Genomic DNA, 21,610 nt, shown 5'->3' with positions numbered 1-21,610 from the left:
GTCCGCTGAGCACATCTTGTGCGGCGGGCGGACTCCAACGTGACGACCCCGTCGCGGTATCAACGATCAGGCCAGAATTGCAGGCGATACATTTCCAAGCCTGATGGAGGGCCGTCCTCGGCGTAGCGCTCGCCCTTGCCTGGCCCCAGGCTGCATCGAACCATCCATGTCCGGTTCGGGGCTCCAAGGTTCAGAACTCGACGCGACGGGCGGCCGAGAGTCTGAACCGGTCGGACAAATCCTGAGCTGCAATACATGCGGCTGGTGATGTCCTTGACCCACCTACCTTGATCACCTGGTGGCCTATCGTCCCAGAGCTCTAGGACGATATCGGCGATATGCCAGTCTGCGGCGCTGCTTTTTATCATCGCTAGGTTGGCCGTCGTGACGAACCAGACTTTTTCATCTCGCAGCCGATGGCCCAGGTCTTCAATTGTCAGCGCGTCAGAGGGTCTATTGGCGGCGCCGTCGCGGTCGACCAGCATAAATTGATATGCGTCTACTTTGATTTCATCTTCGATGCGTTCCAGCAGCTGGGCCATTACTCTTCTTTCGCGTATCCGAGGTGAAGGGTGGTGGGGCAGGAGCGTTGTACGCTTGAAATTGCTAGAGAGTGCGGAGACGGCTTGGTCGCGGACGTCGAGCCGGTGCCCTGGGACATTGCCGTCGAATGATTATACAGAGTCTGTGCTTCTGTTTCTCAGCCGTGATCGAGAGAACTGTGGCCGGCCCGCCAAAAGCACTCGAGGGTGTCCCGGCTCGGGTCATGCTTCCCGTGCACTCGACCGCGGAACCGTTCACGCCGATGAGGGCGAGTCTTCACACGCGACCCAGCAGTGCCTGTGGTCCTGCAAAATGCGATGCACCATCACAGAGCCGGGGTGTCCGGAGCGCACCGGCAAACGGCGCAGAAGTCATGGCGGGCGAGGAGGCAGCCTTGCCGTCTTCTTCGTAGAAGAGGCCGGCATCACGTATCAGAGGCAACCAGCGTTCACTCAATCGACCCTCTTGCAGATTTCCTCTGTGTGTGCGGTGAAGGGTTTCCGGCTGTGTGTTGTTGTTAGTACTCCAGCCGCATTTAGTGATCGATGATTCGTCGCTGTCGCTGGTAATGGCAGCGGCGGGCGCGGGCTTGATGCCGACGTCGCCACTGTGACCAGCGGATTCGATGACTGGCAGGGTGCCGGGGCTGGGCAAGATGAGCATGCAGACGCCGGATCTCGTTGACGGTAAGCGGGATCAGCTCGCCGGAATCGTCACCGTTCGCACCCTCAAGCTGTGATCGTCCCTGTCGGCAGGGCCCCCTGTGTGGCCAGGCCCGAGAAAGCCTCGCCCTGCTGAGCGCCCGTTGCGCCGGGTGGGCCGGCGGCGAGGAAAGCCAGGTGAGCGTGAGCGACCATGGCCAACGTGACGTGCCGATACCAGGCCAGGTGCTTGCGGACCTGGTAATGGTCCAGGCCGACCTCGTTCTTGGTGGCCTGGAAGCATTCCTCCACGCTCCACCGCGATCCCGCCACTCGCACCAGCTCCGGCAGCGCGACCGGGCCGGTGGCCCAGCAGGTGTAGAACGCCAGCTCGCCGGAATCAGTGATGGAGCGGCGGGCCAGCAGCCACTCGGCCGGGCCGAGCGGGATCCACGCCCAGTCGTAGTAGCGGTGGCCCTTGGCACCCTGGCCGCAGGAGTAACGCTGCCACGCCTGCTCCTCCAGCGCGGCGAAGACCTCATCGGCACGCATCTTCCGGCCGGCCAGCACGATCGGGTGGTCACAGGAGACAGCGAACACGTAGCTCAAACCCCGGCTGCGGCACCGCTCACGCAACACGGGGTTGTCGCCGTAGCCCTCATCCGCGGTGAGCCAGGCGAAGGTGAGCAGCGGATCGTCGGCGGCCCGCTCGATCATCCTCCAGGCCAGCTCCGGTTTGGTCGCGAACTCCACCTGCTCCGGGATGCCGGCGTCGGTGCGCCGCTCGGGTGCGGTGAACCAGGAAGCGGGCAGATACAGTTCCCGGTCGATCAGCACCCGTTGCCGGCCGGGGTGCAGGTAGGAGGCGAACACTCCGACCTGACAGTTGGTGATCTTTCCGGCCGTGCCGGTGTACTGGCGCTGCACCCCGGCCGAGCGGCGGCCCTTCTTCTCGAACCCGGTGTCGTCGACCACCAGCACCCCGTCCAGGCACCCGAGCCGCTCGGCGACCTGGGCCCGCAGTGCATCCCGGACCGCATCGACGTCCCAGCGGGCGTGGTTGAGCAGTCGTTGCATCCCGTCGGGTGTCGCGTCTCCGGCGAACTCGGCCAGGGACCAGCCGTTCTTGCGTTCCAGCGAACTCAGCAGGCCCAGCAGGTAACCACGCGCTCTGATCCGCGGCTCACGCCGGCCGAAGAACGGTGCCACTACCTGCGCGAACAGGTCATCGAACGCATCGGCCCATACACGCGGGTCGATTTCGGCTACCGTGGCTGCCACGGCCACCGCCGATCATCTGGATTCCACACACCCACATGATCACTGCGGTGGCCGTCTCACGTCTCAGCCTCGACCAGATCGAGATCTCGAAGTGCGGCTGGAGTATTAGACCGTGGGCTTCGGCCGCCATGTCAGAGCCCATGTGGCGGTGTGCTCCACCCCATTCTTCGGTTCAATCGGTGAGCACTGCACCACTCGGGCGGTGATCTGGGATGGGGAGGTCGATCGCCAGGTCTTTGCGGCGAGGGATCTCTTGATTTCGGCCATCCGCAGATTGTTGGACCGGATTTAGGGGCTGTTTGAGGTGTGGATCTTGGTGATGGCCGGAGGCGGTCCTGGCCATGGCTTGTAGAACTCGGATGCGGCGCGCTTTGATAAGACCGATGCCGAATGGGCCTTGATCGAGCCGCATCTGCTGATGGCGGCCACTGGGCCGCTGCCGCGGCGAGTACATGATCAGTTCAATGAGGCGCCGCCCTCCTGGCCACAACCCGGCCCACCGTGGCCACGACGTCCCGACTCGACAGCGCCGCCACTCACTGATCCTTCCGCACTCCCGCCCGGCCGGGGCAGAAGGGCGGGGCAGCGACGGGGATGCGAGCGTCAGCCGGCGGCGTCGAGGACCTCGCGCGGCTTGCGGGCGGAAGGCCCCAGGCCGGCCCGCCTGAGCACCCGGGCGCGTACAACGCCAACGACCGGCACATCAGCGACAAGCTTCGATCAGCGGTCGATGGCGGCCATGTCGTCCGCGTCGTAGCGCTCGCCGGAGGCCGGAGGGAGGTCGTTCAGGCGGGCGACGTGGCCGGCGGCGGTGTTCTCCGCCAGTCCGGAGACAAGCTCGGTGCCGGGGATGGGCGCGAGTCGTCACCCTGGGCGAGCAGCCAGGCCAAGGCGACCTGTGCGGGCGTGGCGTCGATCTCGGCGGGCAGGCCCGGACCTCGTCGACGATGCGCAGGTTGCGGCACCGGCGCGTACACGATGCACTCCATCCTGCGGCGCTCCCTGCAACGCGTCCGCCCGGACGAAATCCGCAAAGCCCACGAGGTCCTGGCCCGGCACTACGGCGAGCGCGAGGAGTTCACCGCCGAGCTAGAGGCCGCCTACCACCCCAGCCACCTCGACTCCAGCGAAGGAGTCGCGGCCTGGGTCGCGCTGATGGACCGCAGCCTGGCCACCGGCCGCTTCGACCGCTGCCGTGCCCTGGCCACCCTCCTCAGCGACCTGCGCATCGACAGCGACGAGGACAAAGGCCGCTGCCTGTACCGGGTCGCCCGCGCCCACCTCGGCCTCGGCAATTGGGCTGATCAGTGCCTCGCGGGTTGCTGAGTCGGTGATGCCGGCGAGAGCGAGGTACTGGGTGGCGTCAGCTGTGGTGAGGTGGCCGACGAGGCGGTGGTCGATGTACTGGTCAGGGCTGGGGTAGACGGGGCGTTGGGCCATGGCGGGTGGATGCGGCCGGCCGCGAAGGCGATGATCCGGGCGCCGAGGTCGAGGTGGCCGAGCAGGCAGCGCAGCCATTCGTCGCGCATGAGCTTGTCGGCGTGGATGAGGCTGTCGGCGTCACCGATGGCTTCGCCGTAGAACGCTTCGTGGGTGTCGAAGAGGAGCACGATCCGGGCGTGGTCGGCGGTGGCCTCGTTCAGGTCCTGGGCGAACAGGCGTGGCAGCTCATGCAGCAGATCCGGTTCGGGGACGAGGGCGAGGATGTGGTCGGCGTCTTCGTGGGAGAGGCGGCGGCGCATGCGGCGGCGGGTGAAGCTCTCGTCCAGGCGATCGTGGTGTTCTTCGCCACCGGACGTGGCTCGGGTGCGGTCGCGAATGTCGCCGATCAGCACGGCGCGGTCAGCCGGTGGTCTCGGAGTGCGCCCGCCCGGGTGCGGCCCAGCTGCTCAGCAGCCGCAGCGCGTCGGCGGTGGGGGAGCCGGGCTCGACGTTGTAGACGCACAGCATCTGGTCGGTGTCACCGGGCGGCAGGAAGCTCTCGTACGAGAAGTGCAGCTCGCCCACCTCAGGGTGATAGTAGACCTTGGTGCCGTGGGTACGGCGCAGCACCCGATGGTCGTTCCACCAGGTCGTGAACTCGGGCGAGCGCAGCGTCAGCTCACCGACCAGGTCGGCGAGGCGCCGGTCGTTGGGGTAGCGGCCGGCCTCCAGCCGGAGCATCGCCACGGTCTCCGACGCGACCCGCTCCCAGTCGCCCACCCGCTCGCGGGCGGCGGGGTCGAGGAGGTAGTAGCGGGCGAGGTTGCGCTGCGTCGCGGGCAGGGCGTCGAAGTCGGTCAGCACCTGCCGGGCCAGGAAGTTGGCGGCGAGGACGTCCGTACGCCGCCCGACGATGAACGCCGGCACGTGTTCCAGCGTCTGCAAGGTCAGGTGCAGCCCCGGCCTGACCCGCTGCGGAGCCACCGGGGCCCGCCGCGCCGGCGTGGGCCGGGCGAGCAGGTCGAGCAGGTGCTCGTGCTCGGCGGGATCGAGCTGCAGCGCCCGGGAGAGCGACTCGATCACCTCGGGGGACGGCGACCCGGCGCGGCCCTGCTCCAGGCGGGTGTAGTACTCGGTGCTGACGCCGGCCAGCCTGGCCACCTCGTCGCGGCGCAGCCCCGGCACCCGGCGTGCCCGGCCGTCCTCGGGCAGGCCCGTCCCGTCGGGGCTGAGGCGGGCGCGCCGGGAACGGAGAAAGCCGGCGAGTTCGCTCTTGCGGTCCATGTCCTCAGTGTCGCGTGATCTCGGGCGGCCGGGCCGCGCGTAAGTGGCCCTGCCAGTACCTGTCTCCGCAATACCTGCCCGCGCAGGGCCTGCTCAGGCCCCCTTTCCGCAGGGTTTCCGGTGGTGTGCTTGACGTGGGCCGCAAAGCCGGTCCGGTTCACGTTCGTTCTCCACCTGAGGGGTACTCGATGTCCATGATGTCCACCACTTCCGGCCCGCGCACCTACCGCGCCGCCCAGGTCGGCACCGCCGGCGGCCCGTTCAGCATCGTCGAGCGCGAGCTGGCCGAGCCGCAGCCCGGGCACGTCCGCGTCGCCGTCGAGGCGTGCGGGGTGTGCCGGTCCGACTCCGGCTTCGTCAACGCGGGTTTCCCGAACGTGTCGTTCCCGCTGGTCACCGGCCATGAGATCGCCGGGCGCATCGACGCGGTCGGCGACGGCGTCGAGGACTGGAACGCCGGTGACCGCGTGGCGATCGGCTGGTTCGGCGGCAACTGCGGCACCTGCAGATCCTGCCGCGCCGGCGACTTCATCCACTGCACCCGCATGCAGGTGCCCGGCTGGGCCTACCCCGGCGGCTACGCCGAGTACACCACCGTGCCCGCCTCCGCGCTGGCCCGCATCCCCGACCAGCTGAGCGCCGTCGAGGCCGCGCCCATGGGCTGTGCGGGCGTCACCACGTTCAACTCGCTGCGGCGCAGCGCCGCGCGGCCCGGCGACCTGGTCGCCGTCCTCGGCATCGGCGGGCTCGGCCACCTGGGCGTGCAGTTCGCCAACAAGCTCGGCTTCGAGACGGTCGCCGTCGCGCGCGGCGCGGACAAGGCCGACACCGCCAAGCAGCTCGGCGCCCACCACTACATCGACTCCAACGCCGGTGACGTGGCCGGGCGGCTCCAGGCGCTCGGCGGCGCGAAGGTCGTGCTCGCCACCGCCGCCAGCTCCGAGGCGATGACCGCGGCCATCGACGGGCTCGGCAACGGCGGTGAGCTGATCGTGCTCGGTGCGACGCCCGAGCCCATCCAGGTCAGCCCGTTCCAGCTCATCTCGGCCAGCAGGACCGTGCACGGCCACCCGTCGGGCACGGCGAGCGAGGTCGAGGAGACGATGCGGTTCGCCGCGCTGACCGGCGTGCGGGCGCTCACCGAGACCCGGCCGCTCGAGGACGTCGCCGCGGCCTACGACCGCATGATGTCCGGCCAGGCCCGCTACCGCATGGTTCTCACGACCGGCCGCTGACCGCCCCTCCGCCCGCGCTTCCACTTCCACTTCCACTTCCATTTCCGCTTCCGCTTCTGCTTCCGTCGGTGGCCGTTCCCGTTTCCTGTCCCGTCGGCGGCCGTTCCCGTTTCCTGCCCCGTCGGTGGCAGGAAGTGGGGGTCCTAATGTTGTCCCGTCGGTGGCGGGAGGAGGGGCGGGTCCTGTCTCCTGGTGGCGGGAGGTGCGGCAGTGGACTCCGGTCTCGCCCGTGCGATGACGTACGCCGTCCGCCCCTGGATCGACTCCGGTGGGTGGGCGTCGTGCGCGCCTCCGGTGGCACTACGCTGATCGCGTAGGAGATCGCCGGATCTGACGGGGGACCGCCGTGACCGCCCATCGTGCTCCCGACCACCCGAAGCTGGGTGATCATCGCGTTCTCGACCGGCTGGGCGAGGGCGGCCAGGGCACGGTCTACCTGGCGGAGTCGCCGGGCGGGGCGCGGGTGGCCATCAAGGTGCTGCACGCCTCGCTCGCCGCCGACCCGGAGACGCGCCGCAGGTTCCTGCGCGAGGCCGAGGTCGCCGGGCGGGTCGCCCCGTTCTGCACGGCCAAGGTGCTCGGCACGGGGCTGGCGGGCGAGCAGCCGTACATCGTCAGCGAGTACGTGCCGGGGCCGTCGCTCGACGAGCTGGTCAAGCGCGACGGCCCGCGCACCGGCAGCGGTCTGGAACGGCTGGCGGTCGCCACGCTCACCGCGCTGGCCTCGATCCACGCGGCCGGCATCGTCCACCGCGACGTCAAGCCGGGCAACGTGATCCTCGGCCCCGAGGGGCCCGTCCTCATCGACTTCGGCATCGCCAGGGCGCTCGATGCCCGCACCAGCAGCGGCCTGGTGGTGGGCACGCCGTCGTACATGTCGCCCGAGCAGCTCTCCGACCAGCGGCTCACGCCGGCGTCCGACATGTTCTCGTGGGCCGGGACGATGGTGTTCGCCGCGACCGGACGCGCGCCGTTCCGCGCCTCGACGGTGCCCGCGACGCTGCACGCCGTGCTGCACGGCGAGCCCGACCTGACGGGGGTGCCCGAGCCGCTGCGCGGGCTGGTGGCGGCCTGTCTGGCCAAGGATCCTGCCGCGCGCCCGTCCGCCGGCCTGCTGCTGCGCGACCTCACCGGCGGCGAACGACCGGCGGCCGGGGCATCGGGGCCGGGCACGCTGGTCGATCTGCCGACCGAGCCCACGCGCCGCAGACGTCTGTCGGGCAAGTGGGCCGGTGCGGCGGCGGTCGCGGCGGCGCTGCTGGTGACGGCGGGTGTGCTGGTGGCTCCTTCGTGGTTCGATACGAAGGCCGCGGCCGTCCACCTGGTGCCGGGCCCGACCCTCGACGTGGAGGCGTACGAGCACATCGACGTCGCCGACGCGTTCACCGCCGACACCACGGGCCGCTACACCGCCTACGGGCCGTTTCCCGACAACGAGGTGCTGCCGCGCACCTCGGCGGGCGGCGGGGCCTGCACCGGCACCGGCGACAGCCCGTACTTCGGGCTCATGGCCGGGCCCGTGCTCTCCTCCGGCCAGGCGGTGGTGACGGTGACGTTCGGCTCGTTCGCCGCCACCGGCGCGGAGGAGGACAGCGTCTTCGTCGGCTGGATCAAGGACGCCGACGACTACATCACCGCCTGGTACAACAACAGCCGCGGCACCACCGGCTTCGACGTGCGGGTGGACGGCGAGCTCCGCACCGACGTGCCCGTGCAGATCCCGCACCGCTTCAGCCCGGGCGAGCGCCTGGCGCTGGTGCTGTCGGAGGCGACGATCACCGCGTACGCCGAGCACCAGGGCAGGTTCCAGCGGCTGCACACCGCGCCCATCAACGGCCTGCTCACCACCGACGAGGAGAGGCGGAGCTACCGCTACGGCTTCGGCCTGCGCGCCACCAGAGGCACGGTCTCGATCAGCCGCCTGGAGGGCCGCAGCGTGGAGGGCTGAGCTGGATCGAGACCTCGGCCCGGTCGCCGGTGACGGGGAACGGGCGAGGATCCTCGGGACACCGTGTGACCTGCTGATATGCGCGTACAAGGCGGTCTGCGGCCTGGTTGGCGCTCCAGGTCGATGGCCGAAGTGGTGGTGACATTGGGATAAGTTGTCCGATGGATCATGATCGATCTGCGTCACCCCAGAAGGAAGATGAGAGTGACCAATCGTCTGGCGCGTTGGGTGGCCGGGATCCTGGTGTCGCCGGCCATCGTCTCCTGTTCCGCGCCGGTCACCGACCCGCTGCTGAAAGACCCGGCCCAGTGGCCGCTGATGACGTTGCGAGGATTGACCGAACACGGAGAGCTGCCCGAGCAGGCCGAGCACCCGCTGGCGCAGATCAAGGTCGGCTCCTACGACATGATCGCCTGGGTCAACTCCGAAGGCCATTGCGGGCTGTCCGGCTCCGACTGGACCCTCGACCTCGACCTCACCGCCAACCAGGGCCATCCGGCCCGGCAGCAGGGCTTCTCCGGGCCCATGGAGGCGGCCGTCAGCGGTTCGCGGGAGAGCGAGGCCAGCCTGTTCTGCACCCGTACCAGGATGCTGATCAGAGTCGAGGGGCAGACGAGCGACCCGTTCGTCTCCGGAGACGCGGTGGCGCAGATCGTGGACGGCGGGCTCAACGCCGTCGTCGGCCCGCAGGAGGCGCAGCGGGAGTCCCTCCCGCGCGCCCCCATCACAGTGGCGGGTCCCGGCGTCAATCCGCTGGTCTGAGCATCGGGGTCAGCGCGCCGACGGCAGCCGCGGCGCGTGGCGGGCCGGCTCGAGCCGCTCGTGGAAGCCGCCGTCGGGGGAGCGGACGATGACGCCGCTCTCCACGCCGTGCTCGGCGGCCTCCTGCTCCGCCTGCCGCAGCGCCAGGCAGATCCACCGGGTGACGACGAAGGCGACGACGGGGCCGAGGAGCACCGCGTACCTGAAGAAGATCGTCACCGCCTCGACGGTCAGGTGGAAGTGGTGCGCGAGCTGGTCGTTGGCCGCCGCCGCCCACAGCAGGCCGTAGAAGGTGATGCCGGCGACGGCGAGCGCGGTCTTGACGGGCTTCTCGCGCGGCCGGTCGAGCAGGCCGGGCGGGGGCAGCGGCCGTCCTCGCCGCGCCGCGACGATGCGCTCGATCATCGGGTACGCGGCCAGCGCGCCGAAGAACGCGCCCGGCACCATCACGGTCGGTACCAGCACCGCGAGGCTGAGCGTGTAGCCGCCGACGGTCAGCTCCCAGCCCGGCATGATCCGCAGCGCGCCGTCGAGGAACCCCATGTACCAGTCGGGCACCGCGCCCGCCGAGATCTGCGTCGGCCTGGCCGGGCCGTACAGCCAGATGGGGGCGATCTGGAAGCCGAACCCCAGGATGACGAGCATGCCGGCCGTGGCGGCGGCCATCAGCGGGCGGCCGCCGCGGCGCACCGGCAGCGCGGCGACGAAGCGCGTGTGGCCGTTCCTGCGCAGCATCAGCTCGCGGGCGATCAGCAGCGCGCCGATGACGAGCGACAGCAGCAGGTGCCCGCCGTACAGGACCGGGACGACCTGCTCGCCGGGGAAGCCGGAGCCGAACAGCAGGGACGCCAGCCACGTCCCCACCACCGGCACCGACTGCAGGACCGAGACCATCAGCCACAGGCTGCCGCCCGACAGCATGTCGTCGGGCAGCGCGTTGCCGGTCTCGCCCGCGAACATGCCGAGCCCCAGCAGCGCCACCCAGATCAGCCACTGCCGCGTGCGCGGCCGGCGGAACGCGCCGGTGAGGAACATGCGCAGCAGGTGGAGCACGACCGCCGCCACGAACACCAGCGCCGCCCAGTGGTGCATCTGGCGGATGAGCAGGCCACCGCGCACCTCCAGGCTCAGCTGCATGGCCGAGTCGAACGCCCGGCTGACCAGGACCCCGCGCAGCGGCCCGTACGAGCCGTCATAGGTGACCTGGGTCATGGCGGGGTCGTAGAACACCATCAGCACGGCCCCGGTCACGGCAAGGACGACGAACGACCACAGGGCGATCTCGGCGAACATGAACGACCAGTGCGAGAGCTGGACCGAGCGGCTGACCGGCGATGAACGCATACGGGCCTCCCCTCCGAGGTGGTTACACCGTGGAGACGGCATAGCGCCGAGATATGTGACGGAAAGACAGGCTTTGGTGGCGGTGATCCGCGTCACTTACGCGCCGACCTGGCGATACGCCTGAAAGGCCGGGAAAAAATCGGTCGCCTGGACGGGCGGCGGACGGCACCATATCGAGGTCTGCGTCGGCGATCGGGGGAGGGCGGATGACTGTGCCGGAGACCGCGGAAGATCCCTCCGTAAGGAAATCGGCGATCGGGCTAGCGCTGCGTTACTACGCCGGCGAGATGCGCCGGCTCTGGCCGATCGCGGTGCCCACGCTGCTGCTGCCCGCGCTGGGCAACATCTGCCTGTACTACCTCGCGCCGCTCGCCGTGGCCGGGCTCGTCGGCCATCTGGCGGGCGACGGCGACGGCACGCTGCCCGCGCTGCTGCCGTACGTGCTCGGCTTCGGCGGCCTGCTGCTGGCCGGCGAGACGCTGTGGCGGCTTGGCCTGCACTTCATGAACCGCACCGACTCGCGCGGCGTCGAACGGCTGGCCATCATCGGCATGGACGAGCTGCTGGCCAAGGACGCCGCGTTCTTCCACGACAACTTCGCGGGCGCGCTGACCAAACGGGTGCTCGGCTTCGCGAACAGGTTCGAGGAGTTCGTCGACACGCTGACGTTCTCCGTCATGGCCAAGCTCGTCCCGCTGGCCTTCGCCTCCGTGGTGCTGTGGCAGTATCACCCGCTGCTGGTGGTCGTGCTCATCGGCCTGCTGATCGTCACCGGGGTGATCGTCGCGCCGCTCATCCGCCGCCGCCAGAAGCTGGTGGACGCGCGCGAGGCCGCACGCGTGCACGTGTCGGGCCACGTCGCCGACGTGCTGTCCAACATGGACACCGTACGCGCCTTCGCCGCCGAGCGCCGCGAGGCCGCCGAGCACCGCGTCAAGCTCGCCGAGCAGCAGCGGCTCACGCTCCGCTCGTGGGACTACGGCAACCTGCGGGTGGACACCGTCGTGTCCCCGCTGTCGGTCCTCGGCAGCTCGCTCGGCCTGCTGCTGGCCGTGGGACTGCGGGGCGGGCTGGGCGTCGAGGCGATCGTGGTGACGTTCACGTACTACACGAACGCCATCGGCATCATGTTCGAGTTCAACCAGATCTACCGGCGCATGGAGAGCATCATCACCGAGGCGGCGCAGTTCACCGAGCTGCTGCTCACGCCGCCCAAGGTGATCGACCCGCCCGACCCGCTGCCGCTGCGTCCCGCCGACGCCTCGGTGCGCTTCGAGCGGGTGACGTTCTCGTACAAGAGCGGCAGCCCGCTGTTCGAGGACCTCGACCTCGACATCCCCGCCGGCGCCAAGATCGGGCTGGTCGGGCAGTCGGGCGGCGGCAAGACCACGCTCACCCGGCTGCTGCTGCGCCTCATGGACATCGACTCAGGCCGCATCCTCATCGGCGGCCAGGACATCTCCCGGCTGCGCCAGGCCGACCTGCGCAGCCTCATCGCGTACGTGCCGCAGGAGCCCGCCATGTTCCACCGCACCGTACGCGACAACATCGCCTTCGCCCGGCCGGGCGCCACCGACGCCGAGATCAAGGCCGCGGCCGAGGCGGCGCACGTCATGGAGTTCGCCGACTCGCTGCCCGACGGCCTCGACACGCTGGTCGGCGAGCGCGGCGTCAAGCTCTCCGGCGGCCAGCGGCAGCGCATCGCGCTGGCCCGCGCCATCCTGCGCGACGCGCCGATCCTGCTGCTCGACGAGGCCACCAGCGCGCTCGACTCCGAGAGCGAGATCCTCGTCCAGGACGCGCTGTGGCGGCTCATGCAGGACCGCACCGCGGTCGTGGTCGCGCACCGGCTCAGCACGGTCGTCCGCATGGACCGCCTGGTCGTGCTCAACAAGGGCGCCATCGTCGAACAGGGCACCCACGCCGAGCTGCTGGAGGCCGACGGCGCGTACGCCCGCCTGTGGCGGCATCAGTCCGGCGGCTTCCTGGTGGACGACGACGCGCCCGGCGCGCTCTCCCACTGACCGCCGCCGGTCAGCCGCGGATCGGTGAGACCCCGGCTACCGAGGGGGAGCGTGGTCGCGCAGCGCGGCGCGGGCGCGGGCGGCCATCGCCTCGTCCACCATCTCGCCCTCGAACACGATCGCGCCCGCGCCGCGCGCCTGCGCCGCCTCCACGGCGGCGACCAGCCGGGCGTAGCGGTCCAGCTCCTCGGGGCCGGGGGAGAAGACCTCGTTGATCACCGGTACGTGCGAGGGGTGGATGGCCAGCATGCCCTCGTACCCGAGCGAGCGGTTCTGCTCGGCGAAGGCGCGCAGCCCGTCGAGGTCGCCGATCGCGGTCCACAGCCCGGCGACCGGGCACGGCACCCCGGCCGCCCGCACATCGAGCAGCACGCGCGAGCGCAGCTCCAGGGTCTCGGTGCCCGACGGGCTCCACCGGTAGCCGACCGCGCGTTCCACGTCGCCGCCCTTGCCGGTGACCGCGCCCAGGTAGGCGACGCGCGGCGCGGCCCGCCCGATCTCGTACGCCCCGCGCAGCGCGGCGGCGCTCTCCAGCAGCGGTACCAGCGCGACCCGCCCCTCGGGCATGCCGTGCTCGCGCTCGCACCAGGTCAGCATGCGGTCGGCGAGCACCACGTCCTCAGGACCGCGGGTCTTGGGCAGCAGCACGCCCGCCAGGCCGGGGCGGGCGACGGCGCGCAGGTCCTCGGCGGCCGCCCAGCGGTCGAGCGGGTTGATCCGCACGAAGATCGCCATCGTGCCCGAGGCGTTCGCGACGGCCTCGGCCACCCGCTCCCTGGCCGCCGCCTTCCCGCTCTCGGGGACGGCGTCTTCGAGGTCGAGCACGGCGGCGTCGGCTCCGGCTGCCTCCGCCTTGGCCAGCCACTCGACCTTGTTCCCCGGCACGAAGAGCAGCGAGCGCAGCTTGGGACGGTCAGATGACACCGCGCTTCTCCAGGTCGTCGATCTCCCGGCCGTCGAGGCCGAGCCATTCGCGGTAGACGAGGTCGTTGTCCTGCCCGAGCGCCGGGCCGGTGCGCCAGACGTTCCCCGGCTCGCGGTGGAAGTGCGGCAGCGCCGCCTGCATGCGGACGGGGCCCAGGTCGGGGTCGTCCACGGTGACGATGTCGCCGCGTTCGGCGTAGACGGGGTCGGCGGCGATGTCCGCGACCGTGAACACCCGCGAGGCGACCACCTCGGCCTCGGCGAACGCCCGCAGGCACTCCTCGGTGCCGCGCGCGGCCACCCACGACCGCAGCTCGCGATCCAGCCGTTCCCGGCCGGCGAGCTGCTGCTCGGTGGTGGCGTACTCGTCTTCGGGCAGGCCGAGCAGGCGTACGACGTTCAGCACCGAGCGGCGCGTCGCCGACGTCACGGTGATCCAGTCGCCGTCGCCCGACAGGTACGTGTTGATGACCGCCGCAGGCGCCACCGCGAGCTGGTTGCCCGACCTGCCGGGCACCACGCCGAGCTGGTCATGGGCGATGACCTGCCACTCGACCAGCCGGAACAGCGGCTCGAACAGCGCGAGGTCGATCCACTCGCCGTCGAAGTCCGGGTCGCCGGCGCGCCGGTGCAGGGCGGCGAGCACCGCGTACGCGCCCATCAACCCCGTCACCGCGTCGCCGTGGGAGAACCCGGTGTGCACCGGAGGTCCGTCCGGGAACCCGGTCAGGTGCACGACGCCGCTGCGCGCCTCGCCGACCTTGCCGAAGCCGGGCGCGTCCGCCTTCGACGACGTCGCGCCGAACCCGGAGATCTGCAGCAGCACCGCCTTCGGGTTGATCCGGTGCACGGCCTCCCAGTCCAGCTCCCAGGCCCGCAGCCGGGACGCGCGCAGCGTCACGATCACCACGTCGGCCCAGGCGACGAGCCGGTGCGCGACCCGCCGGCCGTCCGGATCGTGCAGGTCCAGGGTCACGGAACGCTTGTTGCGCCCGGCGACCTTGAACCACAGCGGCACGCCGTCCTTGGTGGGGCCCATGGCGCGGGCGGCGTCGCCGCAGCCCGGCGGCTCGACGTGGACGACGTCCGCCCCCTGGTCGGCCAGCATGGACCCGGCCAGCGGCCCGGCGACCACGTGAGCGAACTCCACCACCTTCAGTCCACGCAGTTGCCCGCGCTGTTCAGAGGCCACGCATGAGCTCCTTCGTCCGGTACGGCTGGCTTCATGGTGCCCATTCGGAGAAATGCAGGTCCAGCACGAAATTTCGATAAATTCATGCGCTTATCGCATAGGTAGCTGTGTGCCTGCAGGCAGGGTGGGGCGGACAGCGGGTGATCCAGGAGACGCCGGTGCGGTGAGACGGGTCTGCGGGTGATCCGGCCCGCCGGTGCGGTGGGGCGGGTCAGCGGGTGATCCAGGAGGCGCCGGGCGGGACGTCGCGGCCCTCGGCGCGCGCCTCCTCCAGCAGGTCGAGGAAGGCCGCGGCGGCGGGCGGCAGCGTACGGCGGGCCCGGACCACGACGTCCAGCCGCCGCTCGACCACGGGCGCGACCAGCTCCCTGTGCACCACCCGGCCGGGCCCGAGCAGCGGCAGCACCAGCGCGGGCAGCGCCGACACGCCCAGCCCGGCCGCGACCAGGCCGCCCACCGTGGCCACGTTGCTCGCCTCGGCCGCCGGCGCCGCCCCGGCCCCCGCCTGCGCGAACGCCGCGTCGGTGAGCCGCCGGACGCTGGACTCCGGCCCCACCGCGAGGAACGGCTCGGCGGCCAGGTCCTCCCAGGTCAGCTCGTCACGTTCGGCCAGCGGATGACCCTCGGGCAGGACGGCGCGGAACCGGTCGCGGATCAGCGGACGGTGTTCGAGCCGGTCGGATGCGGCCCCCACGGTGGTCACCGCGAAGTCGGCGTCCCCGGAGAGCACCCGGCCGAGCACGGCCCGCTCAAGCCCGTCCATGATCCGCACGCTCACCTCGGGCCGCTGCCGCCGGAACGCGGAGATCAGGCCGGGCAGCAGCACGGCGGCCACGGACGGCAGCGTGGCCATGGCCACCACGCCCGACTCGCCGAGCAGGTACCGCCGCAGCTCCTTCATGCCGGAGCGGTGGGCGTCCACGATCTGCTCGGCCACCCGCAGCGTCTCCACCCCGGCGGCGGTGAGCTGCACGTTCCTGGTGTCGCGCTCCAGGAGCCGGACGCCCAGCACGCGTTCGAGGTCGGCGACGGCCCGGCTCAGCGTGGACTGCGAGAGGTGAAGCTGCGCGGCGGCGGCGGTGAACCCGGCCGACTTGGCGACGGCGACGTACGCGGCGAGCTGCCGCAGAGTGGCATCCACGCCCGCAACTCTTGCGCATGCTGCATGGATAAATCCAGTTTTGATGGTGGACGCGAAACGCGGGGTGCTCGGACACTTGCCCGTAACCTCCCGGACCCGGAAAGGACCCCGATGATCGCGCTCCTGGGTTTTCTCACCATCGGCCTGTTCCTGGCGCTCACCATGACCAAGCGCATCTCGGTCCTCACCGCCCTGGTGCTCGTGCCGGTGGCGGCGGCGCTGATCGGCGGGTTCGCGTCCGACCTGGGCCCGATGATCCTCGAAGGCCTCGGCAAGGTGGCGCCCACCGGCATCATGATCGCCTTCGCGGTCCTGTACTTCAGCCTCATGATCGACACCGGCCTGTTCGACCCGCTGATCCGCGGCATCCTGCGCCTGGCCAAGGACGATCCGCTGCGCATCGCGGTCGGCACCGCCGTCATCACGATGTGCGTGGCGCTCGACGGCGACGGCGCCTCCACGTTCCTCATCACCGTCTCGGCGCTGCTGCCCGTCTACCGGCGGCTCGGCATGAGCCCGCTCGTGCTCACCGGTGTGGTCTGCCTGGGCGCGGGCGTCATGAACATGGTGCCGTGGGGCGGTCCGACGGCCCGCGCGATGGCGGTGCTGAAGCTCGACGGCTCGCAGGTGTTCACGCCCGTGCTGCCCGCGATGGGGGCCGGGATCGCGTGGGTGCTGGTGGCGTCGTTCCTGATCGGGCTGCGCGAGCGCCGCCGCCTCGGGACCGTCGCGCTGCCCGCGGATGCGCAGGCCGGCCCCGCAGAGGCGCGGGCCGTGGGTGACGGTCCCGGCACCCCGCTCGCCCCGGCCCGCAAGGGGCGGCTGCTGACCGCGTTCAACCTGGTGCTGACCCTCGCCCTGCTGGTGTGCCTGGTGCTGCAGGTGATGCCGCTGCCGGTGCTGTTCGTGCTCGGCTTCACCATCGCCGCCGTGGTCAACCTGCCCACCTGGGACAAGCAGCAGGAGCTGCTCGAACGGCACGGCAAGAGCGTCGTCCTCGTCACCACCATGATCTTCGCCGCGGGCGTGTTCACCGGCGTGCTGACCGGCACCAAGATGATCGACGAGATGGCGACGGCGTTCGTCGGCCTCATCCCCGAGTCCTTCGGCGGGCACCTGCCGGTGCTCGTGGCGCTCACCGGCATGCCGCTCAGCCTCGTCTTCACCCCCGACGCGTACTACTTCGGCGTGCTGCCCGTCCTGGCGCAGACCGCGAGCGGCTTCGGCATCGACTCCGCCGAGATCGCCAGGGCGGCCATCCTCGGCCAGATGACCACCGGCTTCCCCCTGAGCCCGCTCACCGCCGCCACGTTCATCCTCGTCGGCATGAGCGGCGTGCAACTCGGCCAGCACCAGCGCTTCATCTTCGGCTGGGCGTTCGCCACCACGGCCGTCATGACCGTGGTCGCGCTCGCCACCACCGCCATCTCACTGTGAGGAGTCCCCGCCCCATGTCGCCCGCGCGCGTCCTCGCCGCCGCACTGACCGCCGCCCTGACGCTCCCGCTCACCGCCCACGCCCCGGCCTCCGCCGCGACAGGCGGCGAAACCCCCGCCGACCCCTTCTTCTCCTACGACCGTCCCGCCACCTACGCCGTCCGCACCGAACGCGTCTCCGTCCCCCTGCGCGACGGCGGCCACCTGGCCTGCGACCTGCACCGGCCCGACGCGGGCGGCCGCTTCCCCGTGATCGTCTACGACTACACCGCGTACGACGACCTCGCGAACCTCGGCAAGGCCGCCGCCTACTACGTCACCCGCGGCTACGTCGCCGCCGTCTGCAACGCCCGCGGTTCCGGTGACTCGCCAGGACGCCTCGACCCGTTCAGCGCGCAGGAGCAGCACGACAACTACGACCTCATCGAGTGGCTCGGCACGCGGCCCTGGTCCACCGGCAAGGTCGGGCAGATGGGCCTCAGCTACGGCGGCCACTCCACGCTGCTCGTCGCCGTCAACAAGCCGCCGCACCTGGCCGCGATCATCCCCGTGGACGGCATCAGCGACTGGTACGAGAACACCATCTACCGCGGCGGCATCTACTCCGCCAGGATCCGCGACTGGCAGCGGCAGGTGGCCCCCGACACCCTCACCACCTACGCCCGGCATCCGCTCTACGACGACTACTGGCGCGAGCGCAGCGTCAAGGCCCGCTGGGAGAACCTCGACGTGCCCACCCTGGAGATCGCCGGCTGGCGGGACAGGTACCGGGCGGGCATGGTGGAGAACTTCCTGGCCAGGCCGGGCAACGTGTGGCTGGTGGCCGGGCCTTGGGAGCACGGCTGGCCCGCCGGTCAGCCCGCCGCCATCGGCAACGGCGCCTACCTCGCCTGGTGGGACCGCTGGCTCGCCGGTCGCGACGACGCGCCGCTGCCCGCCGCCAAGGTGACGTCGTACGAGATGGAAGGGGCGGGCTGGAGGCAATTCCGCAGCTGGCCGCCGCCCGGCGCCCGCACGCGCAGGCTCGGTCTGAACGCCGACGGCACCATCACCGCCCGCCCCGGCGCCCAGGCCACCAGGACGTTCACCGTCAACACCGACCCGGGGCCGGGGACCGCCGGTGAGCGGCTCACCTTCCAGACCGAGCCCTACCAGCGTGACCTGGTGCTGGCCGGGGACATCACGGCCAGGGTCAAGGCCGCGTTCACCGCCGCCGACGGCAACATCGCCGTCATCGCCGAGGACGTCGCACCCGACGGCACCGCCACCCGCATCACGCAGGGCTGGCTCAAGGCGAGCCACCGCTTCGGCCACGAGCGGGCCGTCCCCGTCCGGCCGGGCAGGACGTACGAGCTGGACGTCACCACCTGGCCGGTCCACTACCGGCTGGCCGCCGGGCACCGCCTGCGGATCACCGTGGCGAGCGACGACTACCCGGAGATCGACTCCGACGCCCCGGCCGGGCAGGTGAAGCTGCGCCTGGGGCGCGGCGGCACCGAACTCCGCCTCACCACCCGCTGACCGCGACCGGCCGCCGGGCGGCTCGGTGCTCGGCCGGTGACCCGGCTGGGCGGCTCGACCCCCGGATGTGGCCCGGCCGGGGGAGTCAGGCCGATGTCTCGGACGCGGCGCTCAGCGCGGCCAGGTCGGCAGAGGTGAGCCGGAGGCCGGCGGCGGCCACGTTCTCGGCGAGGTGGTCGAGCGAGCCGGTGCCGGGGATCGGCAGCGTCACCGGTGAGACCGCGAGCAGCCAGGCCAGGGCGACCTGCGCCGGGGTCGCCCCGTGCCGCGCCGCGACCTCCGCCAGGCGAGTCTGGTCGATCGACGGACGCCCGCCGCCCAGCGGGAAGTACGGCACGTACGCGATCCCCGCCCGCTCGCACTCCGCGAGCACCGCGCGGTCGCCCTGGTCGTGGACGCTGAACGCGTTCTGCACGGCCGCCACGGGTGCGATCGACCTGGCCTCGGCGAGCTGGGCCGCGCTGACGTGGCTGAGCCCGAGATGCCGGATCAGCCCCTCACTCCGCAGCTCCGCCAGGGCCGCGAACCGCTCGCCGATCGGCTCGTCGCCCACCGGCCCCAGCCCGCCGACCCGCAGGTAGACCAGGTCGAGCCGGTCCACCCCGAGCCGGCGCAGGTCGTCCTCGACCAGGCCGCGGAGCTGGTCCGCGCGTGCCTCGCCGGCCGGGGCGAGGTTCGCCCCGAGCAGCGGGCCGACCTTGGTGGCGATCACCAGATCGTCCGGGTACGGCGCCAGCGCCCGCCTGATCAGCTCGTGCGCCCGCAGGTCGCCGAAGCCGTAGAAGCCGGCCGTGTCGATGTGGTTCACGCCCAGCTCCACGGCGCGGCGCAGCACGGCGACGCCCGCCTCGGAACCGCGCGCCGAGCGTCCGAGCGCGAGCCGCATCGCGCCGAAGCCGATCCGGTTCACCGGCGTCTCACCGCCCAACGGGAAGGTCGTCATCGGGCGCCTCACTTTCCGTAGCAGGCCGCGACGGCGGCGAACGCCGGCTTGGGGTCCCACCGCAGGCCGGGGTAGGTGTCGCCGTCCCGGTCCGCGTACACCTTGACGATGCCGAGGCTGGCCAGGTCGAGGTCGTCGCGCGGGTCGCCGTCCGGTCGGTGCGGCAGCGCGGGGAGCGCGAACGTGTGCACGAACGCCGAGTCCACGCCCTCCGCCTCGAAGATCTCCAGCAGCTCCCGCAGGTAGGTGGCCTGGCCCTCCTCGTCGCGCTCGTACTCACCGGTCAGGCGCACCGGGAGGCCGGTGACCTCGTCGTACTCGACGATCTCCATGCTGCGGGGCGCCACGTCGGCGGCGCCGCGCCAGGTCGCCGTGCCGAACCCGGTGATCGCGACCGGCCTGCCCTGGGCGACCAGGGCGCGCACGCCCTCCTGGAAGCGGTCGGCGACCTCGGCCGAGCGGATCAGCTCGATCGTGACGAAGTCGAACAGCGACCAGTCCACGGGCTCGAAGGGGATCGCGGCGTAGGTGACCTTGCCGCCGAAGCGCTCGCGGACCACGGTCGCGGCCTCGGCGAGGAACGCGGCGACCCGCTTGCCCGCCTCGGCGACGAGCTCGCGGCGGTTCAGCAGCGCGTCGAGCCGTTCCTTCAGGGTGTCGCCGGGCAGGAAGCCGCGGTCCATGACGGTCAGCTCGCTGCCCGCCACGAACACGACCTCCGCGCCGGACCGCCGGATCCGCTCCGCCCGCTCGGCGCAGTCGGCGAACAGCGCCAGCATCTCCTCAGCCGTCAGCTCCAGCGGGTACGGCGAGAACCACACCTCGAGGCCCAGCTCGGCGGCGCAGGCGGCGGCGCGCTCCAGGCGTTCCGGGTCGCCGCCGACGAGCTGGACGGCGGTGCAGTGCAGGTCGTCGCGGATGATCTCCAGCTCGCGCCGGACCACGTCGAGGTCGAAGCGCTCGACGGTGCCCGACCCGCCGGGGACGAAGCCGGTGTCGTAGCTGATGCCTTTGGCTCGCATAGTGCCGTCCTTTCGTGTTCGAGGGGGCATCAGCGTACGGACGAAAATTGCGTGCGCGCAAGTTTGCGTGAGTGCAAGTTTTCTGGCATGGTGGGGGCGTGATGGCGAGGCGTACGGGGTTGCGCGAGCAGAAGAAGCAGGCCACCCGGAAGGCGCTGCGCGAGGCCGCGCTGCGGCTGGCGCTCGAACGCGGGCCCGACAACGTCCGCGTGGACGACATCGCCGAGGCCGCCGGCGTCTCGCCGCGGACGTACAACAACTACTTCGCCAGCCGCGAGCAGGCGATCGTCGCCGCCGTCACCGCCGAGCGCGAGAGCCGCGTGGCGGAGGCCGTGGCCGCCAGGCCGCCGTCCGTACGCCTGGCCGACGCGGTCATCGACGCGATCGTGGAGCAGTACACCGATCCCGGCGAGGAGCATGCGGCCGCACTGCTGATGATCACCACCCGGCCCGCGCTTCGTGAGGCCTTCGTCGACGCTCCCGCCTCGATGGAGCTCCCCCTCGCCGCCGCCATCGCCGCCCGCCTCGCCGCCCGCCGGGAGGGCGGGGAAGCCGCCGACGCGGCCCGCGACAGTGGTGCCGATCGCGACGACGCCGGGAGCGACGACGACGATCGCGAGCACACCGCGCGCGTTCTGGCGGCCGCCGTGGCCGCCGCGGTGCGGGTCGCGATCGACCGGTGGGTGGGGCGGCCGGGTGCGGCCTCGGCCTCCGGGCTGGTCGTGCCGTCCGGGTCGCTGCCCGGCCTGCTCCGTGCCTCCCTCGCGCCCCTCGTCCCGGCTCTCGACGCGGCCGAACGCTGATCGCGCCGAGCCGTCGCGCGGGCCTTCGACGTGGCCTCCAGGTGATCGCGCACGGCTCTTGACGCGGGCCTCCAGGGGATCGCGCGCGGCTCCCGACGCGGGCTTCCAGGGGATCGCGCGCGGCTCTCGGCGCGGATGGAAACC

The 21,610-nt window shown here is 71.3% G+C and carries 19 protein-coding genes; 8 read left to right on the top strand and 11 right to left on the bottom strand.

Annotated elements, in window-relative coordinates; genetic code table 11:
- Positions 1–59: 59 nt before the first annotated feature.
- The 3 genes from ACFMQL_RS39580 to ACFMQL_RS39570 all read right to left on the bottom strand — a co-directional run bounded on the left by ACFMQL_RS39580 (position 60) and on the right by ACFMQL_RS39570 (position 2,408).
- Positions 60–542, bottom strand: a complete 483-nt coding sequence (locus ACFMQL_RS39580) for a hypothetical protein (protein WP_364068047.1) — start codon at positions 540–542, stop codon at positions 60–62.
- Positions 543–819: 277 nt separating this feature from the next.
- The gene (locus tag ACFMQL_RS39575; protein WP_378789898.1) at positions 820–1,206 is read right to left on the bottom strand and encodes a hypothetical protein; all 387 of its coding nucleotides are present in this window, start codon (positions 1,204–1,206) and stop codon (positions 820–822) included.
- A 65-nt stretch (positions 1,207–1,271) separates the two neighbouring features.
- Positions 1,272–2,408 carry an IS701 family transposase gene (locus ACFMQL_RS39570; RefSeq protein ID WP_364070935.1) on the bottom strand — a complete coding sequence of 379 codons (1,137 nt, stop codon included), beginning with the start codon at positions 2,406–2,408 and terminating at the stop codon, positions 1,272–1,274.
- Positions 2,409–3,059: 651 nt separating this feature from the next.
- Between ACFMQL_RS39570 and ACFMQL_RS39565 the strand changes: the two genes are divergently transcribed.
- Positions 3,060–3,791 (top strand): hypothetical protein, encoded by a 732-nt coding sequence (locus ACFMQL_RS39565; protein WP_364068046.1) that lies wholly within the window; start codon positions 3,060–3,062, stop codon positions 3,789–3,791.
- Here the strand turns inward: ACFMQL_RS39565 and ACFMQL_RS39560 are convergent.
- Complete coding sequence (locus ACFMQL_RS39560) at positions 3,770–4,300, bottom strand: hypothetical protein (RefSeq protein WP_364068045.1); 531 nt, start codon at positions 4,298–4,300, stop codon at positions 3,770–3,772. The two genes, ACFMQL_RS39565 and ACFMQL_RS39560, sit on opposite strands and share 22 nt — an antisense overlap.
- Before the next feature lie 7 nt (positions 4,301–4,307).
- Positions 4,308–5,171, bottom strand: coding sequence for a helix-turn-helix transcriptional regulator (locus ACFMQL_RS39555; RefSeq protein ID WP_364068044.1), 864 nt, complete (start codon positions 5,169–5,171; stop codon positions 4,308–4,310).
- Positions 5,172–5,359: 188 nt separating this feature from the next.
- On the opposite strand from ACFMQL_RS39555, the gene ACFMQL_RS39550 reads away from it, so the two are divergent.
- The 3 genes from ACFMQL_RS39550 to ACFMQL_RS39540 all read left to right on the top strand — a co-directional run bounded on the left by ACFMQL_RS39550 (position 5,360) and on the right by ACFMQL_RS39540 (position 9,116).
- Positions 5,360–6,406: an alcohol dehydrogenase gene (locus tag ACFMQL_RS39550; protein WP_364068043.1), complete on the top strand. Its 1,047-nt coding sequence runs from the start codon at positions 5,360–5,362 to the stop codon at positions 6,404–6,406.
- Positions 6,407–6,752: 346 nt separating this feature from the next.
- The gene (locus ACFMQL_RS39545) at positions 6,753–8,354 is read left to right on the top strand and encodes a serine/threonine-protein kinase (RefSeq protein WP_378789895.1); all 1,602 of its coding nucleotides are present in this window, start codon (positions 6,753–6,755) and stop codon (positions 8,352–8,354) included.
- Positions 8,355–8,558: 204 nt separating this feature from the next.
- A complete protein-coding gene (locus ACFMQL_RS39540) occupies positions 8,559–9,116 on the top strand; it encodes a hypothetical protein (protein WP_378789893.1) in 558 nt (185 codons plus the stop codon).
- 9 nt (positions 9,117–9,125) lie between these two features.
- Here ACFMQL_RS39540 and ACFMQL_RS39535 read toward each other — a convergent pair whose 3' ends face one another.
- The gene (locus tag ACFMQL_RS39535; protein WP_378789891.1) at positions 9,126–10,460 is read right to left on the bottom strand and encodes a cytochrome bc complex cytochrome b subunit; all 1,335 of its coding nucleotides are present in this window, start codon (positions 10,458–10,460) and stop codon (positions 9,126–9,128) included.
- A 206-nt stretch (positions 10,461–10,666) separates the two neighbouring features.
- Here ACFMQL_RS39535 and ACFMQL_RS39530 point away from each other — a divergent pair, with 206 nt between their 5' ends.
- Complete coding sequence (locus ACFMQL_RS39530) at positions 10,667–12,484, top strand: ABC transporter ATP-binding protein (RefSeq protein WP_378789889.1); 1,818 nt, start codon at positions 10,667–10,669, stop codon at positions 12,482–12,484.
- Between the two features lie 36 nt (positions 12,485–12,520).
- Here the strand turns inward: ACFMQL_RS39530 and ACFMQL_RS39525 are convergent, their stop codons facing one another.
- From ACFMQL_RS39525 to ACFMQL_RS39515, 3 genes are all read right to left on the bottom strand, one after another.
- Positions 12,521–13,408 (bottom strand): CoA ester lyase, encoded by an 888-nt coding sequence (locus ACFMQL_RS39525; RefSeq protein ID WP_364068037.1) that lies wholly within the window; start codon positions 13,406–13,408, stop codon positions 12,521–12,523.
- Positions 13,398–14,600 carry a CaiB/BaiF CoA transferase family protein gene (locus tag ACFMQL_RS39520; protein WP_378789887.1) on the bottom strand — a complete coding sequence of 401 codons (1,203 nt, stop codon included), beginning with the start codon at positions 14,598–14,600 and terminating at the stop codon, positions 13,398–13,400. The genes ACFMQL_RS39525 and ACFMQL_RS39520 overlap by 11 nt, the downstream gene beginning before the upstream one ends.
- A 211-nt stretch (positions 14,601–14,811) precedes the next feature.
- Positions 14,812–15,741 carry a LysR substrate-binding domain-containing protein gene (locus tag ACFMQL_RS39515; protein WP_364068035.1) on the bottom strand — a complete coding sequence of 310 codons (930 nt, stop codon included), beginning with the start codon at positions 15,739–15,741 and terminating at the stop codon, positions 14,812–14,814.
- A 111-nt stretch (positions 15,742–15,852) separates the two neighbouring features.
- Here ACFMQL_RS39515 and ACFMQL_RS39510 point away from each other — a divergent pair, with 111 nt between their 5' ends.
- Both ACFMQL_RS39510 and ACFMQL_RS39505 read left to right on the top strand, forming a co-directional pair.
- Positions 15,853–17,178 carry a citrate:proton symporter gene (locus ACFMQL_RS39510; RefSeq protein WP_364068034.1) on the top strand — a complete coding sequence of 442 codons (1,326 nt, stop codon included), beginning with the start codon at positions 15,853–15,855 and terminating at the stop codon, positions 17,176–17,178.
- 14 nt (positions 17,179–17,192) lie between these two features.
- Positions 17,193–18,698 carry a CocE/NonD family hydrolase gene (locus ACFMQL_RS39505; RefSeq protein ID WP_364068033.1) on the top strand — a complete coding sequence of 502 codons (1,506 nt, stop codon included), beginning with the start codon at positions 17,193–17,195 and terminating at the stop codon, positions 18,696–18,698.
- A gap of 85 nt (positions 18,699–18,783) precedes the next feature.
- Here ACFMQL_RS39505 and ACFMQL_RS39500 read toward each other — a convergent pair whose 3' ends face one another.
- The gene (locus tag ACFMQL_RS39500) at positions 18,784–19,641 is read right to left on the bottom strand and encodes an aldo/keto reductase (protein WP_378789884.1); all 858 of its coding nucleotides are present in this window, start codon (positions 19,639–19,641) and stop codon (positions 18,784–18,786) included.
- A gap of 8 nt (positions 19,642–19,649) precedes the next feature.
- The gene (locus tag ACFMQL_RS39495; protein ID WP_364068031.1) at positions 19,650–20,663 is read right to left on the bottom strand and encodes a hypothetical protein; all 1,014 of its coding nucleotides are present in this window, start codon (positions 20,661–20,663) and stop codon (positions 19,650–19,652) included.
- Between the two features lie 101 nt (positions 20,664–20,764).
- On the opposite strand from ACFMQL_RS39495, the gene ACFMQL_RS39490 reads away from it, so the two are divergent.
- A complete protein-coding gene (locus ACFMQL_RS39490; protein ID WP_364068030.1) occupies positions 20,765–21,466 on the top strand; it encodes a TetR/AcrR family transcriptional regulator in 702 nt (233 codons plus the stop codon).
- The last annotated feature ends 144 nt before the right edge of the window (positions 21,467–21,610 follow it).

Origin of the sequence: Nonomuraea fastidiosa, from assembly GCF_042751225.1 — a bacterium.
GTDB classification, from domain to species: Bacteria; Actinomycetota; Actinomycetes; order Streptosporangiales; family Streptosporangiaceae; genus Nonomuraea; species Nonomuraea fastidiosa.
Note: the sequence above shows the minus strand (reverse complement) of the source record. Positions and strands in the feature narration are given on the sequence as shown.